The 13854-nt window shown below is 48.3% G+C and carries 13 protein-coding genes; 4 read left to right on the top strand and 9 right to left on the bottom strand.

Annotation, left to right across the window (positions count from 1 at the left end; genetic code table 11):
• Positions 1-32: 32 nt before the first annotated feature.
• From A0126_RS06820 to A0126_RS06810, 3 genes are read right to left on the bottom strand one after another with little or no spacing between them, the layout of a single operon-like run.
• Positions 33-668, bottom strand: a complete 636-nt coding sequence (locus A0126_RS06820) for a histidine phosphatase family protein (RefSeq protein ID WP_088836985.1) — start codon at positions 666-668, stop codon at positions 33-35.
• The gene (locus tag A0126_RS06815) at positions 662-1237 is read right to left on the bottom strand and encodes a GNAT family N-acetyltransferase (protein ID WP_088836984.1); all 576 of its coding nucleotides are present in this window, start codon (positions 1235-1237) and stop codon (positions 662-664) included. Before A0126_RS06815 ends, A0126_RS06820 begins: the two co-directional genes overlap by 7 nt.
• Before the next feature lie 19 nt (positions 1238-1256).
• Complete coding sequence (locus A0126_RS06810) at positions 1257-2492, bottom strand: MDR family MFS transporter (protein ID WP_088836983.1); 1236 nt, start codon at positions 2490-2492, stop codon at positions 1257-1259.
• Between the two features lie 103 nt (positions 2493-2595).
• On the opposite strand from A0126_RS06810, the gene A0126_RS06805 reads away from it, so the two are divergent.
• Together A0126_RS06805 and A0126_RS06800 are read left to right on the top strand one after the other, a co-directional pair.
• Positions 2596-4221 (top strand): ABC transporter substrate-binding protein, encoded by a 1626-nt coding sequence (locus tag A0126_RS06805; RefSeq protein ID WP_088836982.1) that lies wholly within the window; start codon positions 2596-2598, stop codon positions 4219-4221.
• A 160-nt stretch (positions 4222-4381) separates the two neighbouring features.
• Positions 4382-5542, top strand: a complete 1161-nt coding sequence (locus A0126_RS06800; RefSeq protein WP_088836981.1) for a globin domain-containing protein — start codon at positions 4382-4384, stop codon at positions 5540-5542.
• A gap of 87 nt (positions 5543-5629) precedes the next feature.
• Here the strand turns inward: A0126_RS06800 and A0126_RS06795 are convergent, their stop codons facing one another.
• The 5 genes from A0126_RS06795 to A0126_RS06775 form a co-directional block, all read right to left on the bottom strand.
• Complete coding sequence (locus A0126_RS06795; RefSeq protein ID WP_088836980.1) at positions 5630-6892, bottom strand: PTS ascorbate transporter subunit IIC; 1263 nt, start codon at positions 6890-6892, stop codon at positions 5630-5632.
• 30 nt (positions 6893-6922) lie between these two features.
• The gene (locus A0126_RS06790) at positions 6923-7189 is read right to left on the bottom strand and encodes a PTS sugar transporter subunit IIB (RefSeq protein ID WP_088836979.1); all 267 of its coding nucleotides are present in this window, start codon (positions 7187-7189) and stop codon (positions 6923-6925) included.
• Positions 7186-9213: a BglG family transcription antiterminator gene (locus A0126_RS06785; protein WP_088836978.1), complete on the bottom strand. Its 2028-nt coding sequence runs from the start codon at positions 9211-9213 to the stop codon at positions 7186-7188. Before A0126_RS06785 ends, A0126_RS06790 begins: the two co-directional genes overlap by 4 nt.
• Before the next feature lie 263 nt (positions 9214-9476).
• On the bottom strand, positions 9477-9980 hold the full coding sequence (locus A0126_RS06780) for a DNA topology modulation protein (protein ID WP_088836977.1): 504 nt from the start codon (positions 9978-9980) through the stop codon (positions 9477-9479).
• A gap of 248 nt (positions 9981-10228) precedes the next feature.
• Positions 10229-11428: an MFS transporter gene (locus A0126_RS06775; RefSeq protein ID WP_157898473.1), complete on the bottom strand. Its 1200-nt coding sequence runs from the start codon at positions 11426-11428 to the stop codon at positions 10229-10231.
• Positions 11429-11637: 209 nt separating this feature from the next.
• Here A0126_RS06775 and A0126_RS06770 point away from each other — a divergent pair, with 209 nt between their 5' ends.
• Both A0126_RS06770 and A0126_RS06765 read left to right on the top strand, forming a co-directional pair.
• Complete coding sequence (locus A0126_RS06770; protein ID WP_088836975.1) at positions 11638-11940, top strand: hypothetical protein; 303 nt, start codon at positions 11638-11640, stop codon at positions 11938-11940.
• A gap of 520 nt (positions 11941-12460) precedes the next feature.
• On the top strand, positions 12461-12982 hold the full coding sequence (locus tag A0126_RS06765; RefSeq protein WP_088836974.1) for a hypothetical protein: 522 nt from the start codon (positions 12461-12463) through the stop codon (positions 12980-12982).
• A 105-nt stretch (positions 12983-13087) separates the two neighbouring features.
• On the opposite strand, the gene A0126_RS06760 is transcribed toward A0126_RS06765, so the two are convergent.
• A complete protein-coding gene (locus tag A0126_RS06760; RefSeq protein ID WP_088836973.1) occupies positions 13088-13852 on the bottom strand; it encodes an SDR family NAD(P)-dependent oxidoreductase in 765 nt (254 codons plus the stop codon).
• Between the last annotated feature and the right edge of the window lie 2 nt (positions 13853-13854).

Raw genomic sequence — 13854 nt, 5'->3', positions numbered from 1 at the left:
AATTCACTTTCTTCAATGCCGATTTTTTCGAATTAACGTTCCATAACCTGTTCCTGCTGTTGGATATGGCTTATGTCTGCTTCTAGCACAATTTTAAGCTGATCCTCAACGCATTCAATAACCGACAAGGATGTATCCTTTATGAATGGAGGTGTTGACCATAACTTTTCTAGCGGTTGCTTTTTTAAAGTAGCCAATAACATTTTAATGACGACTGTGTGCGTAACAACCAGAACATCGCCTGTTTGATGTCGGCTTTTCAGTTTCTCAAAAAATGCGAGTAGACGCTGTTCTAACTCAAAAAAGTTTTCACCTGTTTCTGATGTATACAGATGTGGCGCATTCCAAAAGTTGAAATAGGCTTGCGGATAGTTCTCACTTAACACCTGTCTGTTTTGCCCTTCCCAGTCCCCAAAATGAATCTCTCTTAAATCCTCATCGATCACAAGCGGACACGTCCGTCCCTGCATCATCAATCGAGCCGTACTTAAACTCCTTTCACTCGGACTGGAATAGACCGATTGAAATGCAATAGCCTTCAGCCTTTCACCTAACTGACAGGCATTTCTTTTTCCTTTTTCAGTTAACGGTGAATCCGACCAGCCTTGCAGCTTCTGTTCTATGTTCCATTCGGTTTCGCCATGCCGCGTCAGATAAATCGTCAGCATGTTAGATCCTCCGGTACACTTCGCTTGCGTTCCGCTTCATACCGCTCCCGTGTCCACCGATACAATCGGCTCGTCACCGTCCGCCCGTCAATCCGCTCCATGACGAACGGTCGGTCGAGCACGTGGCGGAAGCCCATCTTTTCGATGACACGTTGCGATTGTCCGTTAAAATCAAAATGGGCAGACCAGACGATCTCCATCTCAAGCTCCACAAAAGCGACAGCAAGTGCCGCGTCGACGATTTCCGGCATCCGTCCCTGTCCCCAGTAATCAGGGTGCAGAACGAATCCGAACTCGACTTGTTTTTTGCCAGCCAGCGCCTCGACTGGTCGGCGCGTATGCATCCCGAAGCTGCCGATGACCTGGTCCGTCGCCCGGTCGACGATTGCATAACCATCATTCGCTTCCTGAAACATCGAAATGACGGCGCGGCTTTCGTCGATGGACGCGTGCGGTGCCCAGCCGGCGTTCGGTCCGACACGCGGATCTTTCGCATAGGCATATAAATCTTCAGCGTCACTCATGCGCCAGCGTCGTAACCGGTGCCGCTTCGTTGTCAATTCCTCCATTTTATCCACTCCTTTTGGATTACGAGACGTTTCGTTTCGTCTCGACGACTTCTTTCATGTAAAGACCCGAATACGCTAAGACCAATCCGAGGAAGACAATCAATCCGATATAGATACTCATCATGAACGGGGCTAGGACCGCTCCGAGGATGATCGTCGAGCGTGAAATCAAGTCGGCCCCGGCGTGGGAAGTGCCGGCAAAGGCCGAATAGGCGCCGCGTTTATCTTCCGGCATCATGTTCGCTTTTTCAGCGTTTAACGTCGGGGAATACAACAATTCCCCGATCGTCGCGATGAAGATGAACGTCAACAGGACGGTCATCGAATTCGCACTCGTGACGGTCATGTAGCCGATCAGGTATAACGTTAGTCCGGCGACAAGCGTCTTCCGGCTTGAAAAACGGTTGGCGAGCCGTTGGATGAAAAACGTCAGACAAACAACGAGAATCGTATTCTCGATGCTGATCAGACTGACCATCCGGACGCCGTTGACGAGGAGATTGCCGACTTCGACGGTCTTGAACTCGTCCGCCAGCCGGACGGCGACGTAACTGCCCATCGAAAACTCGGCGGCGAGGATACACATCGAACCGAGGACGACCTTGACGAACGGGCGGTCGCGCCAGGCGATCCGGTAACTGTTCGTGATGTCGGTCAGGACGGACCGGAACGGCTGCTTCCGCCAGACGTGTTTCGATTCGTCGAGCAGGAAGTGATACGCGACCGGTAAGAGAAGCGACGTACACGTCAATAAGCTGAACAGGAACAGTTTGTTGCTGACGTAGAGCCAGCCTCCGAGTGCCGTCCCGAGTGCAATCGAGAGATTGATCAACCAGTAATCAATCGCATAGACAGCCCGCCGATTGTCCGGCGTCGTCGCGTCAATGATGATCGCCCCCATCGCCGGTCGCCCGATGTTACTCGTGACGGTAAAGATGGCGTAGGCAATCGTGAAGGCAATCATCTGATTGACGGCGAGACTGATCGTCATCGCAAGGAACATCAAGCCGGTCGCTGTCGTCGAGAGGACGAGCAACCGTTTTCTCGGGAAGCGGTCGGCGAGGTAACCGCCAATCAATCCGATGAAGAAACTTAAAAAAACAGTGCTGATTAAAAACAATCCGGCAACGACTTTATTAAAGGCATCGACGAACAATAAGGCCATAAACGGCATGATGGCGAATGACACCGTCCGGTTAAAAAAAGATGTTACGAGTCTGACTTTAATTGGTTTAGGTATATCTTTCCATTTCATATTGTCACCTTCCATTCTCTACCTGTATGATAAACAAGACAGATTGATTGAAAAATGGACATCTTCATAAATTAATGTCCCCTTTTAAAGGAAGGAGCAACTGATGGAAACTTATCTCTTTACGTTATGGAAAACCTGTCGCGACGGACACTATACGATCCAGCACCTCGCCGATACGGTTCATTTGAGTCCGAAACAATTCAAACGTTATTTGAAGCGCTGGCAAGACGACGGTTGGCTTGATTATACGAGTGGTCAAGGGCGGGGACATTTGTCGGAGCTCGTCTGGTTGCGGCACGTCGAGCGCGAACTGGCCCGTCAGCTGCTCGAGCGGATCGACCGGGAATCGATTGACGCCGTGACGGAACAGCTCAGTTGGGACTGGTCCCCTGCTCAGACCGGGCGGTTCATGCGGCGGCTCGAACAAAAATTTGGTTATGTCCAAACGGCATCCGACGCTTTACTCATTCCGCGGAAACGGCCCTTCTTGACGGCTCATCCGCTCGAAGCAGCCGATATCCATAGTGCCCACCTGGTCCAAAATGTCTTTAACCGCTTGTTTTGGATTGATGAAGACGGTCTGCTTAAAGGGGAACTTGCCCATCACTATGCTTGGCAAGGCAACACCTTGTCGCTTTATTTACGAAAAGACGTCCGCTTCCACGACGGTTCACTGATGACGAGTAAAGATGTCACAAAAAGTTTACGCGCCTTGATCGCCTTCCCTGCTTACGCCTGGTCGTATCGCCACATTGAACAGATTAAATCGAACGGACCGTACCGGGTCGACCTGATTCTTGATCAGCAACGGAACTCGCTTTTACCGAAGCTTGCGACACTCCACACGAGCATTCATAAAGAAGGCGTCGGGACCGGTCCGTTTCAGCTGACGCAACAGGATGATAAAAAAACCGTTTTACAGGCGTTCGCGAACTTTTTTGGCGTCCGGGCGTTGCTCGACCGAATCGAGTTCATCCAGATGCCGGACGCCTACGACCCGGTCTACCGGACGTCATTATCAGAAACGGGCGAAACCGGGACAATCTCCACCCAATCGGGATTCGGACTGATTTTCTTGAATCCCCGTCCGGGCGGCGTCTTCGAAAGCGCGGAGGCGCGGCACTACATCCACCGCCTGATTGCTTCCGTCCGCCCCTTCATCAGCCAGTGCAATGAACGCAGTCAACCGAACGTCCGCGGGTTTCTCGGTGAGTTTAGTCAAGAATATATCGTTCCCGATGGACCACCCGTCACGTTCGACCGGCCAATCCGGATTAAACTGACGGACTTCACGGAAAACGTCACCTACTGGTTATGTGAGATGTTCGACCGTCAGCACATCCCTTATGAATTCGTTCCGGTCGGGTTCAAAGAAAGTATTACCAATCTGCATGCCTTCGCTGACATCGATCTCGCGATCCACGCGGAAGTGTTTGAGCGCAACTTGACGGTCGCATTCCATCAGTTCTTAACGAATGAATATTCTCCGCCGGCCAAGCTGTACCGTCAGATGCCGGAGATGGACCGGCGTATCCAGCAGTACGACGATACGACGTTTGAGGACTGGATGCCGCTCCACCAGTCGTTCGAACGCTACGTCATCGACGCCTCCTATTTCATCCCGTTGTTTGATGACACGCGGCTGATTCCTTACCCGATCGAGCTGCAGAACCTCGTCATCGATTCGTTCGGTTACCTCGACTTCTCAAAACTATGGATTCCGACTTGACCGCTGACACTAGTCAACGGTTTTTGTCCGTTTCTTGACGAATCGATGGCACGTTTGTGACAAAGTTCACTTTCTTTTTTTAATCTATTATTTTATATGTTGTATTTACGGACGAAAGCTCCAATACTGTGGGAGAACGAACTGAAAAGGAAGTGGTCTTATGTTAAACGCAGCAACGATTCAACTCATCAAGTCAACCGTCCCTGTTCTTGCAGAACACGGACCAGCCATCACCCGCGTCTTTTATCAACGCCTGTTTGAACGGCACCCGGAGATGACGCACATCTTTAATCAGACGAACCAAAAAACAAACCGTCAGTCGCAAGCCCTCGCTCACGCCGTCTATGCGGCAGCCGCGAACATCGATCAACTCGACGTCTTAAAACCAACGCTCCTGCCCGTCCTACATAAACACCGGAGCCTGCAAATCAAACCGGAGATGTACCCGATCGTCGGGACAGAACTGTTGCGCGCGATTGAAGAAGTCCTAGGCGACGCAGCAACCCCGGCAATCATCGATGCCTGGGGTCTCGCCTATCAGGAAATCGCTGATATGTTTATGACGCTTGAAGCCGAACTTTATGCACAAGACGAACAGGCAAAAGGCTTCACGGGATATCAGACATTCACGGTGACGGCAATCACGCAGGAAGCTTCGGATATCAAGTCGTTTACCCTGCAGCCGGCACATGCGTTGACGTTACCGGCCTTCACGCCGGGACAATACGTGACGCTCCGAATCAAAACACCGGCAGGACTGTGGCAAAACCGTCAGTACAGCTTAATCAATCGTCCAGGTGATGCGTTTTACACGATTGCCGTTAAACGCGACGGAAGCGTGTCGAAGCAATTGCATGACGCAACAAACATCGGCGATACGGTCCTGCTCAGTGCACCGGCTGGCAATTTTGCGTTACCGGCTGGTCAAGCACCCGTCGTCCTGTTCGCTGGCGGGATTGGTCTGACACCATTGCTCGCGATTGCCGATGCAGCGCTTGCGGCAAGTCGGTCCGTCACGCTCCACGTCGCGATTCAAGATGACCGCGACCGCGCCTTTTTGACGCACCTTGCAAGCCTGGAAACTGCCGGCGCAACGGTCATCCGCTATGCGGAACGGCATCCACAAACAGGGACGACTTCCGGTCGATTGACGGAAGAAATCATTCAAAACGTCGACAAATCCGCGATTGCTTTCGTCTGCGGACCGGAAGCGATGATTCGGTTCGTCGCGTCGAACTGGCAAGGTGCGACAGAGCAACTGCATTACGAAGTTTTCGGACCGGTGCTTGCGTTTGAGGCGGAAGCGGTTGGAGCGAAATAACGCTATGATTGGTTAAATTACAAAAAGCCTTATTTCCGTTTGGAAATAAGGCTTTTTGAAGTAATCGTATGAACCCTTCACCCTAACTTAACTAAACAATGAAACAATCCAACTGATGATGATACCGACTATCGCAAAATCGGAGTCGCCAAACGTCGTCCCTTCAAATCCTAAGTTACCGAGCAACGGAAGAAGAAGCGCTGGGAGAAAACTGATTAAAATTCCGTTCGCAAACGAACCGAGCATCGCTCCTCTTCGCCCACCTGTCGCGTTTCCGAAGACACCTGCTGCTGCCCCAGTAAAAAAGTGTGGTACGAGTCCAGGGACGATGATCGCTAATCCGAATAATGGTAGGAAGAACATTGAGATCAAACCAGCCGCGAAACTAATCAAGAAACCGATAATGACAGCATTTGGCGCAAACGGAAAAACCGTCGGACAATCAAGTGCGGGCTTCGCATTCGGTACCATTTTATCCGCAATTCCTTTGAAAGCTGGCACGATTTCTGAAATCAACATCCGAACACCGGCAAGGACGATATAAACTCCCGCTGCAAAGGTAATGGCTTGAATAATCGAAAAGACAATGTAGTTCGATCCGTCAGACAGTTCTGATTCGATGAATGCCGGTCCGGCAAACAAGGCAACGACGACAAACAATAGTGTCATTGTCAACGAGACAGCAACGGACGTATCCCGTAAAAATCCGAGTTGCTTCGGTACTTTAATTTGCTCTGTCGAATGCTCTTTATTCCCGAAGTATTTACCGATCGTCCCTGAGACAAAGTACCCGAACGAACCAAAATGCCCTACCGCAAAATCATCTGACCCTGTAATTTCACGGACGTAAGGTTGGATGAGCGCCGGAAATAAAACCATACATAACCCGAGTAAAATTGAACCTACGATAACTAAAACTGCTCCACTCAAACCTGATACGGAGAGAATCGCTGCTAGTAAGCTTGCCATAAACAATGTATGATGCCCTGTCAAAAAAATGTATTTGAATGGTGTAAATCGTGCTAAGACGATATTCATGACCATCCCGAAGACCATGATCATTGCCGTTTCGACTCCGAAAGCATCTTGGGCTACTGCGACGATGGCTTCATTGTTCGGAATGACACCGCGAATACTGAACGCCTCGTCAAACATTTTACTGAAGATACCAAGAGCGGCAATAATGACACCCGCCCCTGCTCCGATGATGACGAAGCCCATGATTGTTTTTAATGTCCCTGAAACAACTGTAGCGATATCTTTCTTTTGGAGCAATAAACCAATCAAAGCAAACAATCCGAGTAAGATGGCAGGTGTCCCAAGTATATCCCGCATAATTAAATCAAGCATGTCAAAATCCCCCCTCGCCTTGATGATTGCTTACAGTTTCGTGCTAAGTTGTTCTTTAATATCTTCGATGTTCATGACATTTTCAAGAGCTACGATTTCCCGGTTTCCATCATCGAGCGCTCCAATGATGTCTTTTGCGCCTAAATAAATATCGGCTTGTTCAGTTCGTGCTGTTGATAAGTCCGTATGCGACACATCTGCCTCTTTCCCCATCTGGTCGAGTGCTTTCTTAACGTTTAACTCCATGATGAAGCTTGACCCTAACCCATTCCCACATACTACTAAAATCTTTTTCATCGTTCTTCCTCCTCTGAATATTTATTAATGATAGTTAATACGTCTTCGGTCGATTGAGCTGCTAAAATATGAGCGACATCTGCCGAATTACTAAGCAACTCCGTCAATTGTGCGAGTGCCTTCAAATGCGTCGTCTGATCAATCGCAGCTAGCACAAAAAACAATCGAACCGGCTTGTTTCCAGGAAATTGCACCGGTTGTTCGAGCTTCAAAACACTCATTCCAAGTTTGGTGACACCGTCTTCCGGTCGAGCATGCGGAATAGCGACATCCGGCATCAACACGATATACGGTCCATGTATATGCACATTCTCAATCATCGTCTCAATGTAGGATTGATCGATCGAATAATCATTCACTAAAGGACGAGCCGCAAGACGCATTGCTTCTTCCCAGTCTGAGACACGCTCGTGCAGTTGCGTTCGTTTCTCACTAATCAGTTGATTCAGCATCGGTTGTCCCCCCTCATAAATCAAATTAGTTGGTTGAATCGGATGCAATAACATCCTTAATTTTTGACGTAAGACCGACTCATTACGAATCGTTCCATGTTGTTTAAACAAATCAAGAATGTCCTCTGCTTGAATGCTGGACAGATGACCGCGGTTCAAGTACCGTTGTTCAATCGTCCGTTTCAAGGTGATTTGTTCGAGACGCGTGGGTAATGTCGGAACAAGTGTGACATCAGCTAGCTGATGAACCCTGTCTTCGAGCGGTACTGTCGTAAAGATTAAATCGACGAGTGGTGCATACCGATCAATCTCACGTTGCGATGTCGGCGGCAGAAAGATAAACTCTGGAAATTGATTCTTTAAAATATGGTCGAGCATATGGGAGACGCTAATCCCACTCGGACAAACGACGATTGCTTTCATTTTTTCGTCTAAATTTTGACCTTGCCGATGCAAATGTGCAGCAAAGTGGAGCGTATAATACATCACTTCGATGTCAGGTAAAGTTCGTCCAAGTAATTGTCGGAACGGTTCGAGCGATCGTTCGACAAGGACATTCAAAACTTGATGTTCGTTTATGACGTAATGTTCTAATTCTTTTGAAGCCTCCAGCCCCGTATAGACACGTTGCATCGTCGCTTTTGAATGCAGGACCAGTTTTTCACATAAAGCTTCCTGTTCAATAATGAAGGTACAGCTGATTGACTCGAATCGACGGATGACTTCCCGCATGACATCAGACAATTTCTCTTGGACTTCTTGGTCAAGTTCTTCTTCCGTTTTCGGACCGCTTTTCATCAAGAGATCGAGTGTAATCATGAAGGAAGCATCACCTGCAAAATATTCGCCTAAAGTTGAATCCGTATTTTTTGTAAATGCCGTCTCCTGCGTGTCAAATTTAGTCGCGACCGGAAAATGTGCTCCTAATAAAATAAAGTAGGCTAATTTTTCACGATGGCTCTCGACAAACCGAAACTGACGGCTTGCTTCATACATTTCAATGTGTTGATACGCTTGTTGAAAGCGGTTCCCCCACTCATCAAGTATGGCGTCCAATAGGTGATTTTTAGTCGAGAGATGCACTAGGCGTTCAATCGACCGGTAGAGATAGAGGTACATTGTTTGCAAATGACCATTAAATCGATACCCCTCCTTGCGGGTGTACGCGAAATCTAAGCCAAATTGCACGGCGTTTTTTTTAACTGCGTTGAGACTTTCTTGAACTGTAAATTTCGAAACACCAAGTAGCTGTTGAAAATGTACCGATGATAGAAATTCTTCTTGGGTCAATGCATAGAAAATGACGAGCAATTCCCGTTCTTCATCCGATAAAATCAATTCTGTTTTTTCAAGTCTCTCAAGAAGTCCGGTCGCATGTTCAATCCGAAGCGTCGTCCCATCCATCTCCACATGGGGGAATCGATGATGCGTTAACCATTCTTGAATACGTTCTAGCTCATAATCCAGTGTTCGTTTAGAATAAGGCAGCATCGTCAATAAGAACGGGATGTTGACTTCCCTTTCGTGAACAAGCAGATGTAATATCCGCTTACTTTTTTCGTTTAATAACATAAGTAGTGGCCTCCTACAAACATAGTATAAAGGCAATCCGTCTCTTTTTTGTAAGCGGTTACGCCTGTCTTTTGTTTTAACACTTTACAAAAATCTGTTTCAAGTAAAACTACGCGCCGTAAGAGCCATAACTTAAAAAAGCCCTGTCCCGTTTGACAAAAGATGTCTCACGTTGCAAGGCTTCCTCGTTAACTATGTACGGAGTTAGTCACTAAACGCCATTTAGAACAGTCCGCTTTGTGAGTATCGCAAAACAAATCGTATCAAAGCTGATCTAAAAACGTCTGTACGTCGCGCTTCGATGATAAAATGACGACGTTTTTCTCATGTCGCACTTCGTCAAGCTGGCGTAAGACACCCGGTCGCCGCGCTTTCGGATACTGCCAGACCCACTTCAAGAACTGCCAGCTGAATTGTTCGATGCAGCCTTCCCCCATGTCCGGCCGTGTCCGGTTGCGGTACTTCAGATTACGTTTGATGACCCGGTACGCACAAACGGTCCGCGGCATGTCGAGAAAGATGACCGTATCGGCGGCGTCAAGCCGCATCCCGAGTGTTCCGCCGTAGTTTCCGTCAAGGATCCATTCCGGTTGTTCCATCAACTGCCGTTGCACCTCTATTTGCTCGTCCCGCGGGACGGCAACCCAATTCGGTTTCCAGAACAACGCATCGAGATGTGACACCTTAATCCCGGTTTGTTCATGCAATTGACGTCCGAACGTCGATTTCCCCGAACCTCCGGAACCGATGATGATGATTTTCTTCATGATTCTCCCCCTAAAATTTCGCATAAAAACAGACTGCCGGCTTACGGCAGTCCGTTCATTTCTTCATATTATTCTACTTCAATTCGTCGCCATAACAGATTCAACAACACCGTCATCCCACTAATCGGAATTAAAAATAACAATGCTATCATCATCAGACCATCCATCGTCGCTATCCCCTTTTGTTCTTCTTTTATTAAGTGTACTGCGAAAGAAAGCGCTTGCCCTCCACCTTAAGACCGATTTCCTTATCCTGCCTTGTCCTGACTGATATTACTAGCTGCGTGACGTGATGTAAGCATCAAGAATACGGCACCGACCAGTCCTGAACCGCCGAAAAGCAGAAAAACGTGTTCGATTGACAGGAAGGTCGTCATATAACCGGACAAGATATAACAGACGGCAGAACAGAGCGTCGAGACGGCGACCATCGCCGAGCGGACCCGTCCGAGCAGTAAATCCGGCGTCGTTTGCTGGAGCAGCGTCGAAAACGGAATTCCGAATAAACTGAGGGCAGCACCCAGTAAAAAGAGCGCGATGAAAGCGAGCGACACGGTATCCGTCAAACTGAGGATGATGATAAAGAGGCCTTGTAACAACACGGACAGCCGGAACAGTCGACTGTGGGCGACTTGTTTCGCGAACCGGGCATAGAGCAGCGACATGAGAATGCCACCGATGACGAGCGCGAGCTCCAGTACCGAAAAGGTTTTTGCTCCGCCAGCTACGACGTCTTTCGCGAACGGCGCGAGTAACGTATTCGCGGGTGTAATCATCCAGTTGGCGATGACGGCGAATCCTAAGATTTGCATCAGTTGCCGGTCTTGTTTTAAGTACGTCAGTCCTTCCGTCAACGCGTCGATGTACCGGTTCTGTTTCCCTTCTCCCCCGGGTGCAGCAGGCTTGATGGACAGGAGCAACAGCCACGCTGCGCCATGCAGGACGGCTTCCATCAGTAAAATCGTCTCGATGGAAAAGCTCGCAATCAGCACGCCGCCAATCAAGAGTCCGCTTAACGTCCCGATTCGGTCGAGTGTACTCAAGTAGGCATTCGCGACCGGTAGACGGTCTGCTTCGACAAGTCGGACCACGACTTTGAATGCCGTATTTCCGCCAATCGTCTGTAAAACCGTCTGAGCAATCAATAATGCAATCAACAGGACGATTGAACCGGAAAACAGTTGCAAGCCGATTGCTGTCAAAACTAATAATCCCGTCCGGAAGGCAACCGTCCCCTTGAGTAAGCGGACCGGGTCGACACGATCAATCCACGGACCACTAAAGGTCGCGACGACGAACCGTGTCAAAAAGACGGCGCCAATCAACAGGGCAAGCTGAAATGCCGTCAACCGTTCTGCACTCGTCCAGTAGATGGCGATATAGGAAATGCTCGCACCGACGACGGCCAACAAATCAGACAGATAAAAATAGCGAAACACTTTAGGCACGTCGTTTCCTCCTTGATGAGATGTAACTCGATGCTTCATTTTACACTTATTTACATATCCTGTCGAAATGTTTTTTGACTTTTACAAATTCAAGACGGGGCGACATCTGGATGTCATCTAGAAGTCAAATTGTTATGTAGTTCTTACGGGACTGTAACGAGGTTTCACCATCCCTTCCTTTATACTGAAATAGAAGGAGGTGACGATCCATGAAAATGTACACACGTATCGATCCGAACGACGAAGCAACTGAAGTTCCATCAGAAACGCGGCTTGGTTTCTATTTTTTACTGATTGTTTTACCGCTTGGTTTAGCACACTTGGTTCAATCGCTCGTTCCTTCAACGGATCAACACCACTTGTTGTCGTTATCACTACTTACGTTTTTAGCAGTTCTGTTGTTTGCGATTCTCGGACATAAACATGATCGAAACGCAAAAGCGACGTTTTTCAGCTATGCCTTATTCTTAGGTGTCAGCTTACTTTCGACGCTTGCGATTCCAATCATTTAACTTTAAAAAAACGCCATTCCTAGTTTTAGGAATGGCGTTTTCAGACTGTAGACAATCTCTGTGGAAAACGAGGAATTCATACGGGGAAGATTGCGTGTCGCGCTTTCCTGTCTCGCCTCGTCCCCCCCTGCGCCACTGCCTAAAAAGCGTCACGTTTCGTTGACTCCTACGGGGAAAAGTGCGTGTTTAACGCGACTTGCAAGAGGCAGGCAAGACCCTGCTCATTGTCCGTAAGGATCAAGGAGCAACGGCTTGCGCCTCGCCCGAGGAAAGCAACGAAAAAAACGCTTTTGTCTTCCGATAGCACGTTGTCTACAGCCTGACCATTCCTAGTTTTAGGGATGGCGTTTAAGCTGTTCATTAAGATATTATGGTTGCAACCGTTCATCGCTTTGAAAGCAGCGTAGCTCTATCTAAAAAAAATTCGCTACAGCGACGAAAATACACTTTGATTTTTTTCAGATTGAGACATTACAATCAGTAGATACTGATAGATTCACAAGAAAGGATGCGCATCCCGTTGCATGAAAGTACTCTAAAAGAACTTATGCCAAAAGGAATCGATTATATCGACAAGATGATGGTCAACCGGTTTCAGGCCATTCCCATCGATAAAGACGACGAAAAAATTGTCAATGTAATGGACGACCCTTTTATACCGCCTTATGAGACGATTTGTGGTGTTTACTGCATCTATCGGCGATCCATCCTGGATGTATTGCGTGGTCATATTATGTCGTTTGAGAGCTACGAATTTAAAACGGCATTTACTGCCGATAAATTAATTGAAGAACAGCATGTGGAAGATGTTCTCGATTTTGCAACATTTGTCGTGATCGCTTCCACGGATAAGGATGTGATCTCGCATTACTTTATCGGCGGCGACTGCGAAAAACTCAACAGCATCTTGAACGTGTGCTCTGGTTATCCTAAAGGAACGAATAAAAAAACCTTCTCTCATGCGATTCAACGCTTCAAGAAGGATATTACGATAGTCGAAAACATGGGGTATCTGGAAAATATAGTCCATGAAAAGGCATAGGCATTTGACTGACTGTCAAAAGCGAGTGTAAATCGAACCCGCTTCAACAATTAAACGCAAAACCAAGCCTCCGCATTAAAAGCGAAGGCTTGGTTTTTTACGCGTTTAGTTCGAGTTCGCGCCACCGACATACGTAAAGAGTGGTCCGCGTAGCTGGAAGGAATAATCTGCAGCATTGACGATCCCGACGATTGCATCACTTTCGAGCAATTGATCGAGGAACGTCGCCATTTCTGCCGCTGTATGATACTGCGGGACGTTTTTGCTGTAGTCGAACCCTGCCTCCCCGCGTGAGCGATCGGCGAATTCGGTTTCCGTCGCTGCCGGTGCAAGAACTTTTGCCCGCAACTTCGCACCGGATTGTTGCAATTCCTGCGCGAGGCCTTCCGTGTAGGCACTGACATAGAACTTCGTCGCACAATACGTGACCGCATTCGGAACGATCCGGTAGCCGCCGCCTGACGAGACGTTGAGGACCGTTGTCCCTTCGACGTCATGGTGGTCACGGACGTACAGACTCGTCAGGACCGTCAACGCTTCGATGTTCAAACGAAGCATCTTCTCGATTTTTCCGATTTCGATGTCTTTGACGTTGTCGAAGTCTCCGAATCCGGCGTTGTTGATCCACGTCTCGATTTCAAGGTGCTTGACGTCGTCATACAACTGATGCACGTTCGCCATCTCCGTCAAGTCGACTGAATGAAGGATGATATCAAGTTCCGGATAGGTCTTCAGTAAATCGTCCCGTAACGCTTCGAGCTGATCGCTCCGCCGGGCGACGAGGACAAGCGACTTTCCTTTTGCAGCGAGAACTTTCGCCGTCTCAAACCCAATCCCTGAACTTGCTCCTGTAATGACCGTATACTTCATCT

The sequence above is a fragment of the Exiguobacterium sp. N4-1P genome, assembly GCF_002214325.1.
Note: the sequence above shows the minus strand (reverse complement) of the source record. Positions and strands in the feature narration are given on the sequence as shown.

Coding starts and splice junctions, on each gene's coding strand:
- A0126_RS06810 (WP_088836983.1), bottom strand. CDS start 2,492: ATGAAATGGAAAGATATACCTAAACCAATTAAAGTCAGACTCGTAACA.
- A0126_RS06800 (WP_088836981.1), top strand. CDS start 4,382: ATGTTAAACGCAGCAACGATTCAACTCATCAAGTCAACCGTCCCTGTT.
- A0126_RS06790 (WP_088836979.1), bottom strand. CDS start 7,189: ATGAAAAAGATTTTAGTAGTATGTGGGAATGGGTTAGGGTCAAGCTTC.
- A0126_RS06795 (WP_088836980.1), bottom strand. CDS start 6,892: ATGCTTGATTTAATTATGCGGGATATACTTGGGACACCTGCCATCTTA.
- A0126_RS06760 (WP_088836973.1), bottom strand. CDS start 13,852: ATGAAGTATACGGTCATTACAGGAGCAAGTTCAGGGATTGGGTTTGAG.
- A0126_RS06805 (WP_088836982.1), top strand. CDS start 2,596: ATGGAAACTTATCTCTTTACGTTATGGAAAACCTGTCGCGACGGACAC.
- A0126_RS06815 (WP_088836984.1), bottom strand. CDS start 1,237: ATGGAGGAATTGACAACGAAGCGGCACCGGTTACGACGCTGGCGCATG.
- A0126_RS06780 (WP_088836977.1), bottom strand. CDS start 9,980: ATGAAGAAAATCATCATCATCGGTTCCGGAGGTTCGGGGAAATCGACG.
- A0126_RS06770 (WP_088836975.1), top strand. CDS start 11,638: ATGAAAATGTACACACGTATCGATCCGAACGACGAAGCAACTGAAGTT.
- A0126_RS06820 (WP_088836985.1), bottom strand. CDS start 668: ATGCTGACGATTTATCTGACGCGGCATGGCGAAACCGAATGGAACATA.
- A0126_RS06785 (WP_088836978.1), bottom strand. CDS start 9,213: ATGTTATTAAACGAAAAAAGTAAGCGGATATTACATCTGCTTGTTCAC.